The 23,691-nt window shown below is 34.4% G+C and carries 20 protein-coding genes; 19 read left to right on the forward strand and 1 reads right to left on the reverse strand.

The genetic code is table 11. The annotated features are described in order from the left end of the window. The first annotated feature begins 27 nt into the window (after nt 1-27). On the forward strand, nt 28-789 hold the full coding sequence (locus Q0893_RS17500) for a glycosyltransferase family 2 protein (protein ID WP_299278137.1): 762 nt from the start codon (nt 28-30) through the stop codon (nt 787-789). Here the strand turns inward: Q0893_RS17500 and Q0893_RS17505 are convergent. Continuing rightward, nucleotides 786-1,535 (reverse strand): Kdo domain containing protein, encoded by a 750-nt coding sequence (locus Q0893_RS17505; protein ID WP_298904254.1) that lies wholly within the window; start codon nt 1,533-1,535, stop codon nt 786-788. The two genes, Q0893_RS17500 and Q0893_RS17505, sit on opposite strands and share 4 nt — an antisense overlap. 78 nt (nt 1,536-1,613) lie before the next feature. Here Q0893_RS17505 and Q0893_RS17510 point away from each other — a divergent pair, with 78 nt between their 5' ends. From Q0893_RS17510 to Q0893_RS17595, 18 genes are all read left to right on the forward strand, one after another. Then, nucleotides 1,614-2,666: a glycosyltransferase gene (locus tag Q0893_RS17510; protein WP_299278140.1), complete on the forward strand. Its 1,053-nt coding sequence runs from the start codon at nt 1,614-1,616 to the stop codon at nt 2,664-2,666. Next, nucleotides 2,645-3,601 (forward strand): glycosyltransferase family 2 protein, encoded by a 957-nt coding sequence (locus tag Q0893_RS17515; RefSeq protein WP_299278143.1) that lies wholly within the window; start codon nt 2,645-2,647, stop codon nt 3,599-3,601. Before Q0893_RS17510 ends, Q0893_RS17515 begins: the two co-directional genes overlap by 22 nt. Nucleotides 3,602-3,626: 25 nt before the next feature. Continuing rightward, nucleotides 3,627-4,274, forward strand: a complete 648-nt coding sequence (locus Q0893_RS17520; protein ID WP_298904248.1) for a class I SAM-dependent methyltransferase — start codon at nt 3,627-3,629, stop codon at nt 4,272-4,274. Nucleotides 4,275-4,286: 12 nt separating this feature from the next. Then, on the forward strand, nt 4,287-5,015 hold the full coding sequence (locus tag Q0893_RS17525) for a glycosyltransferase family 2 protein (RefSeq protein WP_298904246.1): 729 nt from the start codon (nt 4,287-4,289) through the stop codon (nt 5,013-5,015). A gap of 41 nt (nt 5,016-5,056) precedes the next feature. Continuing rightward, nucleotides 5,057-5,629 carry an L-threonylcarbamoyladenylate synthase gene (locus tag Q0893_RS17530; protein WP_298904244.1) on the forward strand — a complete coding sequence of 191 codons (573 nt, stop codon included), beginning with the start codon at nt 5,057-5,059 and terminating at the stop codon, nt 5,627-5,629. A 23-nt stretch (nt 5,630-5,652) separates the two neighbouring features. After that, on the forward strand, nt 5,653-7,071 hold the full coding sequence (locus Q0893_RS17535; RefSeq protein ID WP_299278149.1) for an HD domain-containing protein: 1,419 nt from the start codon (nt 5,653-5,655) through the stop codon (nt 7,069-7,071). Then, entirely contained in the window at nt 7,068-7,466 is a 399-nt protein-coding gene (locus Q0893_RS17540) for a hypothetical protein (RefSeq protein ID WP_298904240.1), read from the forward strand. Before Q0893_RS17535 ends, Q0893_RS17540 begins: the two co-directional genes overlap by 4 nt. 70 nt (nt 7,467-7,536) lie before the next feature. Then, nucleotides 7,537-7,986, forward strand: coding sequence for a GNAT family N-acetyltransferase (locus Q0893_RS17545; RefSeq protein ID WP_299278152.1), 450 nt, complete (start codon nt 7,537-7,539; stop codon nt 7,984-7,986). 2 nt (nt 7,987-7,988) lie between these two features. Beyond that, nucleotides 7,989-9,014 carry a heme A synthase gene (locus Q0893_RS17550; protein ID WP_298904236.1) on the forward strand — a complete coding sequence of 342 codons (1,026 nt, stop codon included), beginning with the start codon at nt 7,989-7,991 and terminating at the stop codon, nt 9,012-9,014. 47 nt (nt 9,015-9,061) lie between these two features. Continuing rightward, the gene (locus Q0893_RS17555; RefSeq protein ID WP_298904234.1) at nt 9,062-9,580 is read left to right on the forward strand and encodes a hypothetical protein; all 519 of its coding nucleotides are present in this window, start codon (nt 9,062-9,064) and stop codon (nt 9,578-9,580) included. Nucleotides 9,581-9,592: 12 nt separating this feature from the next. After that, the gene (locus Q0893_RS17560) at nt 9,593-10,171 is read left to right on the forward strand and encodes a HupE/UreJ family protein (RefSeq protein ID WP_298904232.1); all 579 of its coding nucleotides are present in this window, start codon (nt 9,593-9,595) and stop codon (nt 10,169-10,171) included. A 113-nt stretch (nt 10,172-10,284) separates the two neighbouring features. After that, a complete protein-coding gene (locus tag Q0893_RS17565; RefSeq protein ID WP_299278157.1) occupies nt 10,285-11,181 on the forward strand; it encodes an ABC transporter ATP-binding protein in 897 nt (298 codons plus the stop codon). 55 nt (nt 11,182-11,236) lie between these two features. Next, a complete protein-coding gene (locus Q0893_RS17570; RefSeq protein WP_298904226.1) occupies nt 11,237-12,061 on the forward strand; it encodes an ABC transporter permease subunit in 825 nt (274 codons plus the stop codon). A 129-nt stretch (nt 12,062-12,190) separates the two neighbouring features. Next, nucleotides 12,191-15,631 (forward strand): T9SS type B sorting domain-containing protein, encoded by a 3,441-nt coding sequence (locus Q0893_RS17575; RefSeq protein WP_299278160.1) that lies wholly within the window; start codon nt 12,191-12,193, stop codon nt 15,629-15,631. 13 nt (nt 15,632-15,644) lie between these two features. Continuing rightward, a complete protein-coding gene (locus Q0893_RS17580) occupies nt 15,645-18,467 on the forward strand; it encodes a T9SS type B sorting domain-containing protein (RefSeq protein ID WP_299278163.1) in 2,823 nt (940 codons plus the stop codon). A gap of 7 nt (nt 18,468-18,474) precedes the next feature. Further along, nucleotides 18,475-20,913 (forward strand): T9SS type B sorting domain-containing protein, encoded by a 2,439-nt coding sequence (locus Q0893_RS17585; protein WP_299278166.1) that lies wholly within the window; start codon nt 18,475-18,477, stop codon nt 20,911-20,913. Between the two features lie 39 nt (nt 20,914-20,952). After that, nucleotides 20,953-22,794 (forward strand): gliding motility-associated C-terminal domain-containing protein, encoded by a 1,842-nt coding sequence (locus Q0893_RS17590; protein WP_299278169.1) that lies wholly within the window; start codon nt 20,953-20,955, stop codon nt 22,792-22,794. A gap of 436 nt (nt 22,795-23,230) precedes the next feature. Further along, nucleotides 23,231-23,533, forward strand: a complete 303-nt coding sequence (locus tag Q0893_RS17595; protein ID WP_298904216.1) for a hypothetical protein — start codon at nt 23,231-23,233, stop codon at nt 23,531-23,533. Nucleotides 23,534-23,691 lie beyond the last annotated feature (158 nt).

Here is a 23,691-nt window from a genome sequence, read left to right on the forward strand (position 1 = left end):
TATTTTTACCAAATACTTTAGGTACTTATGATTAAGATTTCGGCAGTTATTATAACTTACAACGAAGAGAGGAATATAGAAAACTGTATGCGCTCGCTGATTGATGTTGTTGACGAAATTTTAGTAGTCGATTCTTATTCAACAGATCAAACAAAATCGATTTGTGAACGCTATAACGCTAGAGTCATTGAACAGAAGTTCTTAGGCTATATCGAACAGAAAAATTTCGCCCTAGAACAAGCAACTTATAACCATGTTGTTTCCTTAGATGGCGATGAATCTCTTTCAGAACAACTTCAAGAATCTATTCGTCATTTAAAAACCAATTGGCAATTTGATGGATATTACTGCAATCGTTTTAATAACTTTTGCGGACAATGGATTAAGCATTCAGATTGGTATCCAAACAAAAAATTACGTGTATTTGACCGAAGAAAAGGAATGTGGAAAGGTATAAATCCTCACGATGAAATTAAGTTGCACACATCGACCTCATCAACAGGAAAGCTAAAAGGGGATATTTTACATCTCACTTACCAGAGTTATTCAGAATTTAACCAAAAAATAGAGCGCTTTTCAACGATATCAGCCCAATCTTATTATGATTTAGGTAAAAAAGCACCTATTTGGAAAATTATCATAAATCCGTGTTGGGCATTTTTCAAATCGTATATCTTAAGGCTAGGTTTTTTAGATGGATTTAATGGTTATGTCATTTGCAAGCAAACGGCAAATATTACATTCTTAAAGTATTCTAAGTTGAGAGAACTTTATAAGAAAAAAGCCTAAGACTTCTTCTTTCGCCAGAATAAAATTTTATTCTTGAGCCGTCTTTTACGATGGTATTTATTCTGAAATTCTTGAGTGAAGTTCCACATCAAATTAAAAATGGTATCGTAAGATTCCCCAGAACATTTCGCATACTCATCGCTCATAGTCTCAATCATAGATTTATGAATCGTAAGTTTAGCGAAATTTTTAATTCGGGTTTCAAAGCTCATAGGTTGGAATTCCATCCTATTTAAATCAACCAAATAAAAATCGTAGCTACCATCTCTCCTATTAATGAGCGTGTTGCCAGGTGAATGATCTAAAAAATTTATATCCTTTTGATGCAAGTAAAACGTAAATCTCGTAAACGCTCTTAGAATGTCTTCATGATCAGGAATTTCAAAATCTGTGGTTAATTCTCGATATGTCAAATCGTAGGCTACAAACGAACTTATATAATAGCTTGTTCGTAATCCTAACCAATTAAAATTCTCAATATACTCAATAGGTTCTGGTGTACCAACACCAAGTGCCTTTAGTTTAGAGGCGTATTCGAAGGAGCGCTTTGCCTTGCTTTTTCTAAAATAGCGATAAGCAATTTTATTGATTAAATTTGGGATTTTAAACGCCTTAATAACAACTTCCCTGCCATCACCCAAAGTATGTTTGGTCACTAAATTTCTATCAGACTGTAAGGTCTTTGCTGAATTCTCATTGGCTTGATTGGCTATGATTTTAGCTATTTCTTCTCGATATTTATGCAACTCCAACCTGATATTTATTCATTGGGTAAAATTATAAAATTATCCACTACATTTGCAACAAGCTTATCATAAATTATAATGCCAAAACAAACGGTCTATATCTTACATAAAAATGGTGCCGACAGTCACTATACTGCCTTACAGTTTTTGCTTCAACAAGAACATATACATCTTGAGTACCGCGAGTTTTCTGTGTTGAGTAAGTTAGTAAAATCATTGACCAAATTTAATTTTAAACTCTTTAGAAAGCAACTTACTAATGCCGCTTTCATGATTGGTTTATTATTTTCTAAAGACAAAAAAATCGTTTTAGGTATTGCTCCTTTTGATTCTAAATTGGTTAGTTTATTAGGCTATCTGGATAAGCATCAAGTGTATTATCACACGTCTTGGACGTTTTGGGATAAGAACTTTCATCCTAAAACCAAGAACAATTCGCCTAAGGTATTTGCAACTTGGAAATCTTTTCTGGAAGATAAGGTAACGCACATATTTGCAGTAACCCAACAAAGTAAATCTCAGCTGTTAGAAAACTATACTATAAAAGATAATAATATAAGTGTTGTTTGTCATGCTATAGATAAGGCTTTTACACAAGATATTGAACCTAATAGGACACGCCATAGTTTTATTTACCTTGGACGATTAGTGCCTCAAAAGGGTATTGATGAGATACTTCAATTTTTCTCTAATCATCCTAAATGTTCAATTACGATAGTTGGAAAAGGACCTCAGCAACAACTGGTTGAAGAACATGCAAAAGAACATGATAATATCAATTACATAAAGCATACATCTAACAAAACCGCTTTAGCCAAGTTATTGAGCACTCATGAGTATGTGTTGCTAAATTCTAAAAGAAATAGAAAGTGGGAAGAATTATTTGGCTTGATTATTATTGAAAGTATGGCTCAGGGTTTAATTCCAATTGCTCCTAATCATTCAGGTCCAAATGAAATTATCACCAAAGATATCGGCTATATTTTTAATGAAGGACACATAATACCAATGCTCGAACAGGTTGCCGGACTTGATCGTTTTAATGAGGAAATGTCGCAACAAGCTAAGAAAAAATCTGTATTTTATTTACCTGAAAACATTGCTAAATATTGGCAAGCAATATTAGATTAACCATGATTGATGTAAGCTGTATTCTAATAAATTATAACACGTCTCAATATACCATAGATTGTATTAAATCTATAATTGAAAATACGCGAGATACCATTAGCTATGAAATCATAGTTATTGATAATGCCTCAAAACTTGATGATTACAAGACATTAAAAACTGGCGTTGATCAATTAAATGCTGCACAAGCAAAACTTGTTAGAAGTAAAATAAATGTAGGATTTGGAGCAGGAAACATGTTAGGTGTTCAATATGCCTCGACCTGTAAGTATTATGCGTTTATTAATAATGACACCTTGCAAGTGAGTGAGAATTGTTTACTGCGATTAAAAGAATTCATGGAGCGTACTCCTGATGCGGCTGTATGTTCTCCTCAAATGTTAGATGAGCATAAGAAGTTTAGAGTAACCATAGATCACTTTTCATCTATTCAACGCGAAATTTTAAGACGACCATTACTTGAAACTTTATTTCCATCTACCTATCTCAACAGAAAAAAAACATACGATAAGCCTACAAAAGTGCATTATGTACAAGGATCTTTTATGTTCATTGATGCTAGTGATTTTGATCATATAGGTGGTTTTGACACTAATTTGTTTCTATATTATGAAGAATCCGATGTGAGTAGAAGGCTTTTAAAGCAACTAAAAAAGTATACTTATCTGTTGCCAGATTTAGAGTATATACATTATAAAAGTGCCAGTATAAAGAAGAACATAGCTATTAAAATAGAACAGAAAATAGCGCTTTTGTATTATATAAAAAAACACTTTGGTTGGCTCCATCATAAAATTCTTCTAATCTATTACAGTATTCGTTATTTTTTCACTTCTATCATCAAACCTCAATATTGGCAGTTGTTTTATATCTTTTTAATTGGCGCACCTTTGTCAAAATCTTTAAAACAAAAACAAAAAATAAATCAAGAATAACCTATAACCATCAACAAAGTATATAATGGACTATAATAACAAATCAAATACATATTATAAAAACACAAGAGAGGAAATGCTCGAGTTTTTTCCTACTAATGCCAAAACTGTTTTAGATGTAGGTTGTGGTGAAGGTGCATTTGCGGCACTTATAAAGGAAAAATATAAAACGGAAACTTGGGGCATTGAATATATGGAAGATCACGGCAAACAAGCCGAAAAAGTCTTAGACAAAGTTTTTATTGGACCATGTGAGAACTTCATCGAGAGTTTACCCGATAATCATTTTGATGTCATTTATTGTAATGATGTTTTAGAGCACCTTGTTGATCCGGAATGGGTATTAGAAAATATACAATCTAAGTTAACAGAAAATGGTATTATCATAAGTTCAATACCAAACATGAGGTATCACAGTGCCCTAAAAAAGTTAGTCATTAATAAGAGTTGGGAATACGAACGAAGTGGTGTTATGGATAAAACGCATTTACGCTGGTTTACTAAAAAAAGTATTAGGAACATGTATGAGCGTTTAGGCTATGAAGTCGTAACCCACAAAGGCATTAATAAAACAAGATCAATAAAACCTTATCTTTACAACATCCCTTTATTATTTACAGCGACAGATATGTTTTTTGTGCAATATGCAACTGTGGCGAGAAAAGCGAAATAGCAGACCTATATCATGAGGAAATTCAAGAATGTTTTTGCAAAATTATTTAGATTATTATTTGGTAAATCGCCAAGTGATTTCAAAAAAATTCCTGTTTTCATAAACAACTATAACAGATTAACAACAACCTTAAAACTTATTGAGGCTTTAGAAAAGCGCGGGTACACAAACATCCATATTTTAGATAACAAGTCAACCTATCCGCCGCTCCTCGAATACTATAAAAGCACACCTTACGAAGTACATTACCTTGAAAAAAATTTTGGTTCAAAAGCGTTTTGGAAAAGTGGTTTGTGGTTAAAATTTGTGACATCGTATTATGTATACACAGATCCCGATGTTGTTCCAATTGAGGAATGCCCAGACAATTTTTTAGAGCATTTCTACGGGTTGCTAAAAAAATATCCTAAGGCTCACAAAGTAGGTTTTTCATTGAAAATCAACGATTTACCTGACAACTACGATAATAAAGAAAAAGTTATTGAATGGGAAAGTAAATTTTTCGAAAACGCCATTGAAGAGAACGTCTATATGGCAGCAATCGATACTACTTTTGCCCTATATCGTCCGTTTTCTAAACTCGGGCAAAGAGATCACAGAACCTTAACACTTAGAACTGAAAAACCCTTTCAAGCAAGACATTTGCCTTGGTACATTGACTCTAATAACTTAGATGAAGAGGAATTGTATTATATCAATTCATTAGAAACAAGAACAGGTTGGTCTCGACAAAACAAATAAACTAAGAAAAATTCTCGACATTTGCTTTTCTGAAATATCATATGGCGACCATAAATACTATTGAAATAGAAAACGCCTTGTCTGCTCTTAAGCAAGGAAAACTTATTCTTTACCCAACAGATACTGTTTGGGGTATTGGTTGTGATGCTACTAATTTTGAAGCCGTAAAAAAAGTATACCAACTAAAGCAACGTGCAGATTCGAAAGCATTAATTTGTCTGGTCAACAACTATTCAATGCTAGAAAAACATATAGACAATGTGCCTTCTTTGGCATACAATATTTTAGATTTGGCAGTAAGACCAACTACCATTATTTATGATAATCCTGCGGGAGTTGCCGAAAATTTAATAGCACCAGATAATACAATAGCTATTAGAGTTGTAAAGCATTCGTTTTGTGAACAACTCATCAAATTATTAAAAAAACCACTCGTATCAACTTCGGCTAATATTAGCGGTCAACCAACACCAGCATCATTTAAAGAAATAAGTGAAGAGATTTTAAAAGGTGTTGACTATGTCGTAAATTTGCAAGACGAAAAAAGTGACACAGTGCCATCCTCGATAATTAAATTGGATAGTGATGGTTGTATAAAAATCATACGAGAGTAAGTACGTTTCGTGCAATTGTAACAATGAATTATAAGCAAGCATTACAACATCCCATTTTTGAGGTTATCACAACATCTGCAAAAGAATTAGGCCTAGACACTTATGTTATAGGTGGTTTCGTTCGTGACTACATGTTAAATCGGGGTAAGCATAAAGATATTGATGTTGTTGCTATAGGAAGTGGTATTGCCCTTGCTAAGCAAGTTTCAAAAAATTTACCAAACCAACCAAAAGTTCAGGTATTTAAAACCTATGGCACAGCAATGCTTGTCTATGAAGGTATGGATATCGAATTTGTTGGTGCTCGTAAAGAATCTTACACCGAAAATAGTAGAAACCCAATTGTTGAGAACGGAACCCTTCAAGACGATCAAAACAGACGCGACTTTACAATTAATGCTATGGCTTTAAATTTATCTGAAGCACATTTTGGGGAGTTACTTGATCCTTTTAATGGTGTTCAAGATCTTAAAGGTAAAATCATTCGCACACCTTTAGATCCAGCAATTACGTATAGTGATGATCCACTAAGAATGATGCGAGCTATTAGATTTGCTACGCAACTTAATTTTACAATAGAAGCGAAATCTTTAGAAGCCATTTCTGAACATAATCATCGTATTAACATCATTACTAAAGAACGTATCGTTGTTGAACTCAATAAAATTCTTGAAAGTGATAAACCTTCAATTGGCTTTTTGCATTTAGAAAAAACAGGACTCTTAAAAAGCATAATGCCCGAGCTAACTGCATTAAAAGGTATTGATGAAGTTGAAGGACAAACACATAAAGATAATTTTTATCACACATTAGAAGTGGTTGATAATATTGCCAAAACAACAGACAATCTCTGGTTACGTTGGGCGGCTCTTCTTCACGATATTGGCAAAGCACCTACAAAAAAATTTAGTAAAAAAATAGGTTGGACGTTTCATGCGCACGAATTTGAAGGCGCCAAGATGGTATATCATTTGTTTAAACGACTTAAAATGCCATTGAATGATAAAATGAAATTCGTTCAAAAAATGGTGTTTATGAGCTCACGTCCTATTGTACTTGCACAAGATATTGTTACAGATTCTGCAGTGAGGCGTTTAGTTTTTGATGCTGGAGATTATGTTGAAGACTTAATGACATTATGCGAAGCAGACATTACTACAAAGAATCCTAAAAAGTTTAATAAGTATCATAATAACTTCAAAATTGTACGCCAAAAAATTGAAGAGGTAGAAGCACGGGATCATGTGCGTAATTTTCAACCTCCAATTTCAGGAGAAGAAATTATGAAGACTTTTAATCTTAAACCATCTCGAGAAATTGGTCAAATTAAGGAAGTTATTAAAGAGGCCATTCTAGAGGGTGAGATTCCTAATGACTATAATGCGGCATTTGAATTAATGCTCAAAGCAGGAGAAAAACTTGGCTTAAAAGCGAATATATGAGTGTAGCTCAAAACATAAGAAATGTTCTAATAACGGTTATCCTCTTAACTGTTATGTCCTGCAAAAGCTCAAGATTTTCCTATAAAAAAGGTGATCAAAGTATAGAACTTTTGATTCCTAATAATGAACTCCTTATTAATACAGACGACATATCTACCAATTATGCCACATTAAAACTTACAAATATTAACCCGTCAAAATTGGCAATAACTGGTGTTGGAGTGAGCATTGACAAGAGTAGTCATAATGGTAATATGTATTTAAAAATCCTTTCGCGCAAGGACTATTATAAAGGTCAAAACACGTATGATCTTAATGTATCATATAGAACAAATGGGGAGCTATTTCAGCATAAATTTCAAATACCAATTAGATTAATAAAGAACAAGTCTTAATAATAGAACACTCCTGACGATATCTAATGACCTAAGTACATCTTTGGAGTGACAATATAAATGCACCATTATGATTAAAATCATAAGAACAGATTCAAAAAATAGTGATTTTAGCGGTCTGGTTAAAGAATTAGATGCTTATCTAAAAATAACAGATGGCGATGAGCACGAGTTTTATAACCAGTTTAATGGCATTACTGTTTTAGAGTACGTTGTTGTTGCCTATTTAAATGACGAGCCTGTAGGTTGTGGTGCTTTTAAACGTTTTGGTGATTCTAGTGTTGAAATTAAACGCATGTATACCATGCCAAAAACAAGAGGCCAAGGCATTGCAACAAAAATTTTAAACCACCTTGAAAATTGGGCTAAAGAACTCAATTATTCATCTTGTGTTTTAGAAACGGGTATTCGCCAAAAAGAGGCCGTTCAATTTTATAAAAAAAACAAATACACAATTATCCCAAAGTATGGTCAATATGTAAATATGGATAACAGTTTGTGTTTTGAAAAATTAATTTAATTATGCAAAAATCATTTAGAAGATTTGCCAAAATAGCATTAGTTCTTGTTTATCTCGTTATCATTGCAGGTGCTGTTGTTCGTATGACAGGCTCTGGCATGGGCTGCCCTGATTGGCCAAAATGTTTTGGATATTACATACCTCCTACCGATGTATCTCAATTGCAATTTAAACCTAATCAAACCTATAAAAAGGGCATCGTTATTATCAAAGACGAAGCATTACTTGTTGCTACCAAAGATTTTAAATCTTCCGAAACCATTAACCTCAATAATTGGGAAACGTATACAAAGCATGATTATGCAACTTTTAATCCAACACACACTTGGGTAGAGTATATAAACAGATTGTGTGGTGCGCTGTCTGGCATTCCAATTCTCATATTTACATTTTTATCTTTTTGGTTATGGCGAAAAAATAAATGGTTAACTATTATTTCTGTTGCCACTGTTTTTGGAATGGGCTTTCAAGCCTGGCTGGGTAAAACGGTTGTAGATTCTAATTTAGCACCATACAAAATCACCATTCATATGGTCATGGCAATGGTCATTGTTGCTTTTATATTGTATTTAATTTATGCTTCAAAACTAACATTCAAAGATCAAAAATTCGATGTAACATTTAGAAATGTAATCCTAGCCGCTATCCTATTATCATTAGTTCAGATTATTCTTGGAACTCAAGTAAGACAACTTATTGATGAACAGGTTAAAGCAATTGGTTACGTAAAATCAGAATGGCTTAGTAATCCCACTTTGAAATTTTATGTGCATCGTAGCTTTTCTGTCCTTGTTTTACTTTTAAACGGCTGGCTGTATCTTCGTCATAGAAAATATAATTTAGGCTATGGAAAAACAAGATTATTAATGCTATGTATCATTGCCGAAATTGTTACTGGTATGGTCATGTACTACTTCGATTTCCCTTTCTTATCGCAACCACTACATCTTGTAATTGCTCTTGTAATGTTTGGTATTCAGTTTTATATTTTTCTTGAAAGTCGCCATAAAAAAGCACTGTTAACTTAAAACTTTATTTGTACATTAGTAGTATCTTTGCGGCATAATTGATGACAATGATTTACAGATTTAGGGTTATACTTGATAACGATACCGAAGACGATATTTTTAGAGATATCGAAATTCGAGAAACAGACTCGCTTGAAGACTTACACAATACGATAACACAGTCTTTTGGTTTTGACGGACTAGAAATGGCGTCGTTTTATCTTAGTAATGACACCTGGGAACAGGGTGAAGAAATTTCTATGTTTGATGTCAGTGAAGGACCAAACGCAGTGCGTGTTATGGCCGAAACAACATTAAATGAAGTTGTTCATGAGGCGCAAACTAAACTCATTTATGTATATGATTTTTTAAGCATGTGGACTTTCTATGTGGAACTAGCTGAAATTGTAGATGAAGCCGATGGTACCGACTACCCTAACCTTATGTTTGTGCATGGTCAAATTCCAGATGCCGCTCCAGAAAAATCATTCGAAGCCGATGACTTAAATGATGATTTTGACGGACTTGATGATGATATTGATGTTGGTGATTATGACAACTTAGATTTTGACGAAAACTGGAATTAATCTGTAGTAATAATGAGTGATTTTTGGTTTTATTTAAAGGAAGGTATTAACCATATTTTAGATCCCGAAGGCTTAGATCATTTTTATTTTATTCTCTCATTTTGCTTACTCTATACGTTTAAAGATTGGAAAAAAATCTTAGGACTTGTAACTGCATTCACTATTGGTCATTGCATTACACTATTTTTATCTGGCCTCGATATGGTTTCTATAAATCCAGATCATATTGAAGCCCTTATTCCTATTACTATTTTACTAAGTTGCATCCATAATTTTTGGGTCATTTTAAAAGACAAAAACACCAAACCACAGCTTACAATAACCTATCTTATTTTGCTGGCTTTCGGACTCATTCATGGTCTTGGTTTTTCCAATTACATTAAAAGATTAATTTTTGACGATGAGTCTATTGTTTTACCGCTCTTAGGTTTTAATGTTGGTATTGAACTTGCTCAATTACTTATTGTCGCTGGATTCTTATCCCTAATTTCTATTGTTGCTATCGTTGCAAAAAAGCATACAAAATGGGTAAGACTTGGTGTAAACTTAATAATTACGATATTCGTATTGAAACTATTATTTCTAGATTAAGTTCATCACAAAATGTGGTCAATACCTTTTTTGTAACAAATCTAATTTCTAGTCGTCTTACTTAAATAATCAACCACTGTAGGCAAAAACCCTACAGAAAAATCAATCAAATTTTGGAATCAATTTTAACCATTAAAAATCTTACCAAGAAATTTGGGTACCTCACTGCTGTTAAAGATTTGTCGTTTACTATTAATAAGGGCAATGTATATGGCATTTTAGGACCAAACGGAAGTGGTAAATCAACAACACTTGGAATCGTTTTAAATGTGGTCAACGAAACATCTGGTGACTTTCACTGGTTTGATGGCAACGTTACAACGCATGATGCGCTTAAAAAAGTAGGTGCTATTATAGAACGACCAAATTTTTATCCTTACATGACAGCCGAACAAAATTTAAAGCTCGTCTGTAGAATAAAAGGTGTAGATCAAAGTAAAATTCACGAAAAACTAGAAGTCGTAGGGCTTTTAGACCGAAAAGATCATAAGTTCAAAACCTATTCATTAGGTATGAAACAGCGTTTAGCAATTGCTTCGGCTTTACTTAATGATCCTGAAATTTTAATACTTGACGAACCTACAAACGGTCTAGATCCTCAAGGAATTCATCAAATACGTCAAATTATAAAAGATATTGCCAACTCAGGAACCACTATACTTTTAGCATCTCACCTTCTGGATGAAGTTGAAAAGGTATGTTCTCATGTTGTTGTACTTAGAAAAGGAGAAAAGCTGTATTCTGGTCGTGTTGATGAGATGATTTCTAGTCATGGCTTTTTTGAGCTTAAATCCGAAAAACACGATGATTTAATAGGCTTACTTGAAAATCACAAATCATTTGGAAATATAAAGGTTGAAGACGGCTTAATCACGGCGTTTTTAAATGAACCTATGGATGCACAAACATTCAATATCTTAATGTTTGAAAAGAACATTGTCCTATCTCATCTTGTTAAACGTAAAGAAAGTTTGGAAGAACAATTCTTACAATTAACAGACAACAATTAATCATCAATCAAAACCGGTCTGAAATCATTTCAGATCTTATAAAAAACCAACCACCATGTTTAGATTATTACAGTTAGAACTTCAAAAATTACTCCTCAATAGAGCGAGTAAGGTTCTTATTTTTATATCATTCATTCTACCCTTTTTTGTAATTATTCTGTCATCTCTTAAAATTAACTTCTTTGGGTTTTTCGTCTTAGAACTAGGAGATTATGGGCTTTTCAACTTTCCTATAGTATGGCATATCACGACGTTTTTTGCCTCGCAATTTAAGTTCTTTTTTGCCATCGTCGTCGTAAGTATGATTGGTAACGAATATAGCAATAAAACGCTCAAACAGAACCTCATCGACGGCTTGAGTAAAAAGGAATTTATACTGTCTAAATTCTATACGATTGTATTTTTCTCGGCAGTTGCTACTATTTTAATATTCATAATTTGCCTTTGTATAGGTCTCTATTATTCGAGCATTAATGAGGCGCATCTTATTTTTAGAGAAACCGAATTTCTATTCGCCTATTTCTTGAAACTTGTAGGATTCTTTAGTTTATGTCTATTCTTAGGAATGCTCGTAAAACGCTCGGCATTTGCCTTAGCATTTTTATTCGTACTCTATATTTTGGAGTGGATTATTTTCGGACTCATAACGTGGAGAGCAGATGTTGATCTTGCTGAAAAAATTCAAAACTTTTTCCCATTAAAATCAATGTACAAGCTCATCGATCAACCGTTTCAAAGAATTGCTATTTCAAAAGCACCTAACGGTCAAGAGTTCTTGTATGACTTTGGCGTACATTGGCATGAGATCGCAATTGTAATGGCTTGGACTGCCTTATTTATCTTTTTATCGTATAGATTATTAAAAAAGCGAGATTTGTAATATCTTTATTGGCTTAGGTGTCTATTGTTTGCATGTTTTAATGTTGTTAATTTTCCGAAGAAAAAAGTAGGACTTCCAACGCTGAAACTGTTTAATAACTGACACTTCTAGGCTAATTGCAAATATTACATGAAAAAGAGATCCGTTTTAATCCTTATAACGCTACTTTCTGTTGCCCTCACATTTGCTCAACAAGAAGCATCGTTTTGGTATTTTGGCAGAAACGCCGGCCTCCAATTTGATGCAGGAACTGGTTCAGTTAGTGCCATTACTGACGGTCAAATTAATACACTTGAAGGGTGTACTTCGATTTCTGACCCTAACGGAAACTTATTATTTTATACTGATGGCCAAACGGTTTGGAATCAAAATCATGAAATAATGCCAAATGGTGATTACTTTGGAGGCACTGGTCTTTTAGGAGACCCGTCTAGCACCTCGTCTGGCCTAATCGTTCCTAAACCTCAAGATCCAACTCAATATTACATTTTCACAGTTGATGAACCTCATCATGATAATGCAAGTGTGAGCCCTAATCAGTTTACTGGTAATTACGACAGTGGTGGTTCGGTCCCTAATGCCGATGACGGATTTAATAATGGATTCAATTATTCACTAGTTGACATCACACTAAATGGAGGTCTAGGCGATGTGGTAGATACCGAAAAAAATGTACCTCTAATAACTTATGATGTTACTAACCCTCAAGAAGTTGCCTATAAATGTTCAGAAAAAATCACTGCCGTAAAAGCAGATGACTGCTCTTCATTTTGGGTAATTACTCATTTTACAGATAAATTTTATGCCTTTAAAGTAGACATAAATGGCGTAGATACCACGCCAGTTATTTCAACTGTTGGCCCTTCAGTTCCCATATCTGGTTATCGCAGAAATTCACTGGGTTATATTAAGGCATCTCCTGACGGCACGAAACTGGCCGTTGCTCATTTTGGCTTTGCTACCATAACAGCAGGTAATGCTCCTGGAGGTGTTTATTTATTTGATTTTGATAATGATACAGGTATCGTTTCAAACTCTATTGAATTATATGGTCCAGAAAATGGTGACAGCCCTTATGGCGTTGAATTCTCTTCAGAAAACAGAAAAGTATATGCTACAGTTGGTGCAGGCGAACAAGGTAATGGAGCAAGTAGTATTTATCAATGGGATTTAGAAAGTGCTGATATCCCCAATTCAATTAATTTAATTCACAATTCGTTTTCATTAAGTGCTGGTGCTTTACAATTAGGACTGGACAAACGTATATATCGAGCACAGATTAGCTTTGCAAATTTTAATTCTTCTGGCGATTATATCGGTATTATCAACAATCCTGAAGCCACTGGAGCTGCAACGAACTATGATGAAACGGGCATTTTATTAGATGTTAATGGTGGGTTTCAAAACGCAAGCCGCATTGGCCTTCCTCCTTTTATCCAATCCTTATTTAATTCGCAAATTGATATCATACAAAATGGTATTAGCACTACTGAGTTAAAATTATGTACAGGAGATAGCTACACATTAATTGCAGAAAATGTGCCTGGTGCGACATATACTTGGATGAAAGATGATGTCATTGTACCAGAGAGTACTTTTGAGCTTTTAATTGATAGCCCAGGTTTTTATGAAGTTTTTATCGAACCAAATAACGGAGAATGTCCTATTGAAGGCGAAGCCGTTGTTGGCGTTTTTGATATTCCTACTGCCACGCAACCTCAAGATATTGTTGTTTGTGATGCGTCTGAAACATCCACTTTTAACCTTACTGTTCAAGACACTGATATTTTAGGCATGCAAGATCCTAATCAATATACCGTACATTATTATACCTCACAGGAAGATGCAGATACTAACGAAAATGAAATTATTGGCGCCTTTGAAAATACCGAAACCCCTCAAATCATCTATGCACGTGTAGACAACAACGATAATCAAAATTGTTTTGCCACGACTTCATTTAGCTTAAGCGTATTTATAAGCCCTGTGATTCTCACATTAGATGATATCACAGTTTGTGACAACGACTTTAATGGGAACAATATGGACGGATTTACCAATACCGATTTACAAGATTTAAATGCTGGTATTTTAGGTCCGCAAGATGAGGCACTTTATACCATTTCGTATCATCCAACGCAGGAAGATGCCGACAACAATACCAGCGCGTTTCCAAATGTTTATACCAATACAACGCCTAATCTAGAAGAGGTTTTTGTGCGTATCGAAAATAATGCTAATCCAGATTGTTATAGCACAGATTCGTTTATTCTTACCGTGAACAATTCGCCTGATGCTATTGACACAACACTTATTCAGTGTGATGAAGATGGGATTCCCGAAGGCTTTACCATTTTTGACCTCAACGAAGCCTTTGACGATATAACTGGTGGTGCAACAAATAGAGCCATCAATTTCTATGTATCGCTTGCCGATTTAGAAAACAACGAAGATGAACTTAATGCCGATGCTTTTGAAAATTATTTCAATCCGCAAACCATTTATGCTCTGGTTACAGATACAACAACAGGCTGTATTAATATTGCAGAGCTCACTTTAGAGACGAGTTCTACGTCTTCTAACAATGCCATTTTAGAAGTTTGTGATGATGATGGTACTGAAGATGGCTTTTATAACTTCAATTTGTCTAATGCCTTAGACGATATTCTGTTTGGATTACCTGCCGATTTAGATGTGACCTTTTATGAAACCTATGAAGAGGCATTAATTGAAGACAATCCTCTAGGTAATAACTTTGTCAATACAATACCAGGTAGCCAAATCATTTATGCGCGTGTTGAGAATATGAATGCTTGTTTTGGTATTAGTGACATTCAACTCACGGTTTTCGAATTGCCAAACATTGTTATTCAAGAAGAAGTCTTTTACTGTCTCAATAATTTCCCTGAGACCATTACCTTAACAGGAGGTCTTATTGACGATACTCCAAATAATTATTACTACGACTGGTCTACTGGAGAAGATGAATTTGAAATTGAAGTAAATGAACCAGGAACGTATACCGTAAGAGTTACCTCTACAGATGGCTGTTTTAAAGATAGAACCATTACAGTATCGCCTTCAGACGTTGCAACGTTTACTAATATTGAAGTGACAGATGCAACCAATAACAACTCCATTTCTGTTTTTGTTTCTGGTGACGGCATTTATGAATATGCACTTGATGATATTAATGGGCCATACCAAGAAAGTAATATCTTCGAGAATGTGAGTTTTGGATTCCATACTGTTTATGTTCGCGATATTGAAAACGATTGTGGAATTGTTGAAGAGATTGTCTCTGTTATTGGATTCCCTAAGTTTTTTACACCTAATGGTGACACCTATAATCAGCATTGGCAGGTTAAAGGCATTTCGGCAGATTTTCAACCCAATTCACAAATACTCATCTTTGATCGCTTTGGAAAGTTACTTAAAGAATTAGATCCGCTTGGTCCTGGATGGGACGGAACTTTTAATGGTTTTAATATGCCGTCTAGCGATTATTGGTTTGTAGTAACCCTAGAAGATGGTCGTATATTTAAAAGTCATTTCGCCTTAAAACGGTAACATTTAAAAAAATATGAAATATAAAATCCAATATATTATCCTCTTAATTGGCTTTGTTAGTTTTAGCCAAAGTGAAGGGTCGTATTGGTTTTTTAATCAAAATGCTGGTGTTAATTTCAATTTTTGCGACAATAATGTAGTAACAGATACCAACGGAATGGTCATAAGTGATGAAACTGGCTTTGAACATTTTCCATCGGCGATTTCAGATAAATATGGCAATCTATTATTTTATTCAGATAGTAGAACCATATGGAATAAAAATCACACACAATTTCCTAATGCCAGCTTACTTAATGGCACCGATTTAAAAGGATTTAAAAACTCTATAATCTTACCAAAACCTAATAATCCTGGTAGATACTTTATTTTTACAATAGATTTTAAAGGCCCAAACAATCTTTTTGATGATGGTGAAAATAGCGGTTTAAATTATTCTGAAATCGACATGTCATTAGACAATGGCTTGGGAGATGTTATTCCGTCGCAAAAAAATATAGAGTTGATTACCTATAACCCATTGTCAACTAATGAAGCCATTGTAAAAACAAGTTGGATGTTAACGGCTGTTAGAGGCTCCGACTGCAACTCGTATTGGATTATTACACATTTCTTATCAAATTTCTACGCTTTTAAAATGGATGAGAATGGTGTTAATCCAAATCCGATAATTTCTACGGTTGCGCCTTTACAAGAAATAGGGGTTTTTAATTCAACTGGAGAGCCTTATTATCATGGACATGGGCAACTTAAGTCATCTCCCGATGGAACAAAAATAGCCATTGCGCATGGTGCGTTTATTTCTGATACGCAATTTGCAGATCCAGGAAGTATCCATCTCTATGATTTTGATAATAATACAGGGATCATTGACAATCGCAAGGATGTCTTTTTTGGTCAAAATGGTAATGATTATCCGGTCACTCTAGAGTTTTCTGCTTTGAGCGACTGGCTTTATGCAATTACTTCAGAAGGAAATTCGATAGATTTTGATGTTCCGAAGCGGTTTTTAAGATGGGATTTAAATGCAGATAGCATTGCTGATTCTATGGAAATACTGGAAGAACAAGGTATAGCCACAGCAGATGCCTTACAGCTTGGTAACGACAATAAAATTTACAGAACCAATCTAACCTTTGATAGTGATAATGAAGATTACTTGCGTTACATGAGTGTCGTTAGTAATCCGGATGTTAATAATTTAGACAACATAAACTATATTGAATTTAGTTTTTTAATTGACATCAACGAGGATCTTCAAAATACAGTACGAACCACTTTACCTCAAATTAATAGACAATGGTTTAATAGACGAATCGATATTGTAAACAACGGATTAAGTAAATGTGAAGTCTTTTTATGTGGCGGACAGAGCAAAAACTTAACCGCCAATAATATTGATGGTGCAACTTATACTTGGCTTAAAGATAGTGTTGTATTAAATGATGAAACCGGTTTTATTTTAGAGGTTAATAGTCCAGGCTTTTATGAAGTGTTTATTGAACCAAATGATGGTGGTTGCCCAATTGAAGGGAGTGCAACAGTTTTACTATCTACAGAGGATATTCCCGTTGCCAATGATGCGACTATATTTCAATGTGACGATGACACTGATAATATCACTACATTTAATTTAAGTGAAATTATTCAGGACGTCTCTAATGATGCTCAAGGCGTTCAAGTTCGATTTTATGAAACGTTCGCTAATGCAGAAAACGAAGTCGCTCCAATTCCCGTAAACTATACGAATACTTCAAATCCGCAAATTATCTATGCGGTTGTAAAAAATACCGAAAATGGTTGTATTAATATTTCCGAAGTCACCTTAGAAGTGAGTAGCACGAATGCTAATAACGCCACCTTGGAAGATTGCGACATGGGAGACAATGATGGATTAACAACGTTTAATCTCACCGATGCAAACGACAGTATCTTGGCTGGTTTGCCTGATGGATTAACCGTTACCTATTATTCAACCTATGAGAATGCTTTAGTAGAGAGCTTTCCTCTAGACACTAGTTTTTCTAATACGACTCCTTATTCACAAACAGTATATGCAAGAGTTGAAAACGAAAATGCTTGTTATGGCATTAGCGAATTACAGTTAAGCGTTTACGAACTTCCAAATGTTGAGACAAACGAAACATTGTATTATTGTCTTAATACATCTCCCGAAACTATTGTGCTTACTGGAGGTGTTATTGACGACTTACCAAACAACTATTATTATGAATGGTCTACTAGTGCGACTACATCTGAAATTGAAGTAAATGAACCTGGAACCTACACTGTAAGAGTTAGTAATACAAATGGTTGTTTTGTTGATAGAACAGTTAATGTTCTTCCTTCTAACATTGCAACGATTACAGATATACTCGTTACAGACGCTACATCCAACAACTCTATTCTTGTCGAAGTCACAGGAGAAGGCACTTATGAATATGCATTAGATAACCCTATTGGACCTTATCAAGACAGTAGTCTGTTTGAAAATGTAGCTTTCGGATTTCATACTGTTTATGTTAGAGATACAAAAAACGACTGCGGAACAGTAGAAGAATTAGTATCCGTTATTGGGATTCCTAAATTCTTTACACCAAATGGAGATACACATAATATATTTTGGAATGTCAAAGGCATTTCAACAGATTTTCAACCCAATACCCAAATTTTAATTTTTGACCGTTACGGTAAACTTCTCATCGAACTAGATCCTTTAAGTTCAGGTTGGGACGGTACTTTTAATGGTTTCGATATGCCAACAAATGATTATTGGTATGTCATTACATTAGAAGATGGTCGAGTATTAAAAGGACATTTCACTTTAAAGCGCTAAAACCTATATGAACAGAACCCCCAAATTATTAGTATTAATCATTGTCTCTTTACTTGTTAATCAATTCTATGCACAAACCCCAAATGATTGTGTAGATGCTATTCAAATCTGCGGAAATTCTAATGTAGATTTAGATGTGAGCGGTACTGGAAATGTTGATACATTCTCCAATGCCTGTGGTATGGTAGAAAACAACACTATCTGGTTTAGACTTACTTTTGAACAAGGTGGAACTTTAGGTTTTGTATTAACACCAAATAGCACCAGCATCAATGAAGATTACGATTTTTCTGTTTTTGGCCCTACAAATTCTTGTGCAAACCTTGGTCAAGCCATTAGGTGTTCTACCACAAATCCGGCTGCTGCGAATCAAGGTAATAATTTAACTGGGATGAGTGATCCAGAGACGGACGTTTCAGAAGGTCCTGGAGCAGATGGAAATAGTTTTGTAAGTTGGATTACCGTCCAAGCTGGAGAGACCTATTATATAGTAATCGATAGACCTGTTGGTAATAGTCCTTTTAGTTTAGAATGGACTGGAACTGCTCAATTCCCTGTATCACCAGAGCCACAAGTCCCAACTAATGATGCCTCACTTTCTTTTGATATGTGTGATAATGAAGCGCCTTTTGATGATGGTATCGCTTCATTTAATTTAGACGAAAACACTCCTGCTATTGTTGGAGCACAAACCAATACTGTAGTGACGTATCATACCACAGAAGGTGATGCCATTCTCGGTAACAACCCTATTGCAAGTCCATATACCAATACAAATAGTGCTGAGATTATTTACGCCAGAATCGAAAATACAATTTCACAATGTTTTGTCACAACTCAATTTGATCTTAATGTAAGAAGCATAAATGCCAATCCGCCAAATGATTTAAGCATTTGCGATAATGATAGTGATGGAGACATTGCTAATGGGATAGCCGAGTTTGATTTGGAAGCTACCGTTCCTGAAATTTTAAATGGTCAAAACCCTGATAATTTTACGGTCACATTTCACGCAACAGAGAACGATGCCGAAAATGACACCAATCCGATTGCGGCAATGTTCGAAAATACTATGGCTGATAATCAGGAGGTTTTTGTTAGAATAGAAGAAATTGCGAATGATTGTATTGGTGTTTTTCCTCTAAATTTAACGGTTAACCCTATTCCTGAAGCTAATGACTCTACGCTTATTCAATGTGATGAAGATGGGATTCCTGAGGGCTTTACCATTTTTGACCTTAACGAAGCCTTTGACGATATAACTGGTGGTGCAACCGATAGAACCATCAATTTCTATGTATCGCTTGCCGATTTAGAAAACAACGAAGATGAACTTAATGCCGATGCTTTTGAAAATTATTTCAATCCGCAAACCATTTATGCTCTGGTTACAGACACAGTTGCGGGCTGCACCAATATTGCCGAGCTCACTTTAGAGACGAGTTCTACGTCTTCTAACAATGCCATTTTAGAAGTTTGTGATGATGATGGTACTGAAGATGGCTTTTATAACTTCAATTTGTCTAATGCCTTAGACGATATTCTGTTTGGATTACCTGCCGATTTAGATGTGATCTTTTATGAAACCTATGAAGAGGCATTAATTGAAGACAATCCTCTAGGTAATAACTTTGTCAATACAATACCAGGTAGCCAAATCATTTATGCGCGTGTTGAGAATATGAATGCTTGTTTTGGTATTAGTGACATTCAACTCACGGTTTTCGAGTTGCCAAACATTGTTATTCAAGAAGAAGTCTTTTACTGTCTCAATAATTTCCCTGAGACCATTACCTTAACAGGAGGTCTTATTGACGATATTCCTAACAACTATTATTACGACTGGTCTACTGGAGAAGATGAATTTGAAATTGAAGTAAATGAACCAGGAACGTACACCGTAAGAGTTACCTCTACAGATGGCTGTTTTAAAGATAGAACCATTACAGTATTACCTTCAGACACTGCTACATTTACAAGTATTGAAGTGACAGATGCAACTAACAACAACTCCATTTCTGTTTTTGTTTCTGGTGATGGCATTTATGAATATGCACTTGATGATATTAATGGGCCATACCAAGAAAGTAATATCTTCGAGAATGTGAGTTTTGGATTCCATACTGTTTATGTTCGCGATATTGAAAATGATTGTGGAATTGTTGAAGAGATTGTCTCTGTTATTGGGTTTCCTAAGTTTTTTACACCTAATGGTGACACCTATAATCAGCATTGGCAGGTTAAAGGCATTTCGGCAGACTTTCAACCCAATTCACAAATACTCATCTTTGATCGCTTTGGAAAGTTACTTAAAGAATTAGACCCTTTAAGTGTTGGTTGGGATGGGACCTTTGAAGGTTTTAATATGCCTGCAAGCGATTATTGGTTTGTGATTAATTTGCAAGATGGAAGAACGTTAAAAGGCCATTTTGCTCTAAAACGCTAACTAAATTTTGTGTAAATTGGTTTTTATAATATATGTCAAATGAGGTTTAGAACATACATAACAGTAATCATAGCCTTTGTTTTTACAATTCCCTCATTTGCGCAAGACATTGAATTATTCCAACAATTTAATGGCAGATATGATTATACAGCTATTGGTAACACACTCAATCCGTTTGAAAATAATTTAGACGACAGCTTTTGTTTTCCTTTAGAGTCTTCTAGTGCTACATTAAATTTAACTTCTTCTGGAACTGTTGTTGCAGCGTATTTATACTGGGCTGGATCTGGAACTGGTGATACCAACGTCATGCTTAACGGAATTTCGATAGATGCTGAAGACACTTACACAGTAGACTATTCCGAACCTTTTACAGATACGCTTACTTATTTTTCTTGTTATGCGGAAATTACTGATATTATACTTTCCGAAGGAAATACTATTTACGAATTGTCTGACCTAGATTTAACAGATACCTTGACCAACACACCTGGCTTTTGCAATAATAGAACCAATTTTGCAGGCTGGAGTATTTATATCATCTATGAAGATAGCACACTTCCACTAAATCAACTTAACTTATATCAAGGTTTAGAAATTATTAATAGAAACAATCAAGAAAAAACAATTACCATAGACAACCTTAACGTTATTGATAATGAAGGCGCTAAAATTGGTTTTTTGGCTTGGGAAGGAGATAATAACTTAAATTTCGGTGAGACCTTATCAATTAATGATAATGTATTATCAAATCCGCCTCTTAATTTAAGTGATAATGCTTTTAATGGCACCAATAGCTTTACTAACTCTAATACATTTTATAATGCCGACCTCGATGTTTACAGCATTCAGGACAATATTAATATTGGAGATACAAGTGCTACCATAAAAATGACAACAGGAGCTTTTGATGAATTTGGTGTTTTTCGAGCAGACCTAATCATTATAAATAACATAGTAACCGTATTAAATAGCCAATTACCCGATGCTACAATTGCGATAGACGATTATATAATCAATTGTGGTGATCGAAGTTTAATGGTAGATTATACTGTATTTAATACCAATAGCACAGATCCTTTGCCTGTTAACACGCCAATTGCCTTTTATGCAGATGGTATTCTTATAGGGCAGGCTCAAACCCAAAATGATATTGCAATAGACGGTTCAGAAACAGGCACAATCACCCTTGTCCTACCCGATAATATAGGAGATGTATTTTTATTAACACTAGTTGTAGACGATGATGGTACTGGCAATGGAATAATTATAGAAATAAACGAAAATAACAATATTGATGATGAACTTATTGAACTGTTGGTTGTTCCTCCAATTCAAACATTACCAAATGAGATTGCTTGTAATGAAGGCTTCAGCAGTGCTACGTTTAATTTAGTCGCACTTTTCCAAGCGTCAGTCACTTCGGCTATTGAACCAGAGTTTTATGAAACAATTGATGATTTAGAGTCTAATCAAAATCAAATTATAAATCCGCAAGCCTATTCAAACATAAGCAACCCCATGACAGTATTCATTAAGGTTGACAATCCTCCTTGTTATGATGCCTACCAGATGGATTTGTCTGTAGAAAACTGTCCGCCATATGTCCCTCAAGGATTTTCTCCAAATGATGATGGCAAAAATGACTGGTTTAACATCCAAGGTTTGTATGACATTTTTGAAAATCATGAACTAAAAATTTTCAATCGTTATGGTACTTTAATTTTTGAAGGTGACAATAATAAAAAATGGTATGGTTTAATAAATAGAGGTTTAAACAATCATGGTAAACTTGTTCCTGTAGGTACTTATTTTTATGTACTAAACCTCAATGATGCAAATTATCGTCCACTTGTAGGCTGGGTGTACGTAAATTACTAGAAATGTTAAAATTTAAAGTCATTCATCTTATTTTTTTGTGTTTTAACATATTATAACTTAATTTCCTTTAAGAATTGAACGCGATGTTCGCCGTCTTTCCCTCTATAATTTTCAAATTGCATGTGCATCGATCAACCGAATATATATGAAATGGTTCAACCAATCTATTATAAATTAGTAAGTCATATCACCGACTTATAACAAGCTAGCAGGAACCTACCTTGGTACTACAACGACGTATTTTTCTCGGGAGTAACAGCTCCAAATCTTAACGTTAGTCAATTGAGAATATGATACCGTTGTAGTCCAAATTCCTGTGTAAAACACAAAAATTGGCTATTAATTTAAACGACGGAACATAAGCCCCAAATGTTTCGTCGTTTTGCGTTTTTTATTAATTTACCATAAATATGTTAAACGTTTAGAATTTCACTATATGAGAGAACTCTGTTTTAAGCTAGAATTATTAGAAACGATTACAAATCAACTTAATGAAAACTATATCAATGAGTTTATAGATTTTGCTATTGACAATAACGTCTCTTTAGGTGGAAGTGCTTTTTCTGGCTTTTGCTTTTGCGTCGATGAAGATTTTAAGATTCCATCCCATTTGAAAACGAAATTCGTGACATTCTTGAAAGTAAATTATTCTAAAAAAATTAAAGCCGTTCATTTTCAAAAGTATGATGAAAATGCCGACGAATTTATAAACTTAGAAATGATTCAAATTAATAATTAAATAAAAATAGCGTTCAATTTTAAAAAAATCATAGGTCAGAATGCTATTAATGTTAAAGTTTAACGCATTTCGTCGTCTTTTTTTGTATTTCGTCTAAATTACAATTACTTTTCGAGCGAACAGCATATGTATAATCATTCAAGTCCCAAACTAAAAGA

The organism is uncultured Psychroserpens sp. (genome assembly GCF_947494225.1).
Classification (GTDB): domain Bacteria; phylum Bacteroidota; class Bacteroidia; order Flavobacteriales; family Flavobacteriaceae; genus Psychroserpens.

Coding starts and splice junctions, on each gene's coding strand:
- Q0893_RS17540 (WP_298904240.1), top strand. CDS start 7,068: ATGAGTGTAGCTCAAAACATAAGAAATGTTCTAATAACGGTTATCCTC.
- Q0893_RS17520 (WP_298904248.1), top strand. CDS start 3,627: ATGGACTATAATAACAAATCAAATACATATTATAAAAACACAAGAGAG.
- Q0893_RS17555 (WP_298904234.1), top strand. CDS start 9,062: ATGATTTACAGATTTAGGGTTATACTTGATAACGATACCGAAGACGAT.
- Q0893_RS17560 (WP_298904232.1), top strand. CDS start 9,593: ATGAGTGATTTTTGGTTTTATTTAAAGGAAGGTATTAACCATATTTTA.
- Q0893_RS17570 (WP_298904226.1), top strand. CDS start 11,237: ATGTTTAGATTATTACAGTTAGAACTTCAAAAATTACTCCTCAATAGA.
- Q0893_RS17500 (WP_299278137.1), top strand. CDS start 28: ATGATTAAGATTTCGGCAGTTATTATAACTTACAACGAAGAGAGGAAT.
- Q0893_RS17535 (WP_299278149.1), top strand. CDS start 5,653: ATGAATTATAAGCAAGCATTACAACATCCCATTTTTGAGGTTATCACA.
- Q0893_RS17590 (WP_299278169.1), top strand. CDS start 20,953: ATGAGGTTTAGAACATACATAACAGTAATCATAGCCTTTGTTTTTACA.
- Q0893_RS17550 (WP_298904236.1), top strand. CDS start 7,989: ATGCAAAAATCATTTAGAAGATTTGCCAAAATAGCATTAGTTCTTGTT.
- Q0893_RS17530 (WP_298904244.1), top strand. CDS start 5,057: ATGGCGACCATAAATACTATTGAAATAGAAAACGCCTTGTCTGCTCTT.
- Q0893_RS17585 (WP_299278166.1), top strand. CDS start 18,475: ATGAACAGAACCCCCAAATTATTAGTATTAATCATTGTCTCTTTACTT.
- Q0893_RS17580 (WP_299278163.1), top strand. CDS start 15,645: ATGAAATATAAAATCCAATATATTATCCTCTTAATTGGCTTTGTTAGT.
- Q0893_RS17545 (WP_299278152.1), top strand. CDS start 7,537: ATGATTAAAATCATAAGAACAGATTCAAAAAATAGTGATTTTAGCGGT.
- Q0893_RS17525 (WP_298904246.1), top strand. CDS start 4,287: ATGAGGAAATTCAAGAATGTTTTTGCAAAATTATTTAGATTATTATTT.
- Q0893_RS17595 (WP_298904216.1), top strand. CDS start 23,231: ATGAGAGAACTCTGTTTTAAGCTAGAATTATTAGAAACGATTACAAAT.
- Q0893_RS17575 (WP_299278160.1), top strand. CDS start 12,191: ATGAAAAAGAGATCCGTTTTAATCCTTATAACGCTACTTTCTGTTGCC.
- Q0893_RS17510 (WP_299278140.1), top strand. CDS start 1,614: ATGCCAAAACAAACGGTCTATATCTTACATAAAAATGGTGCCGACAGT.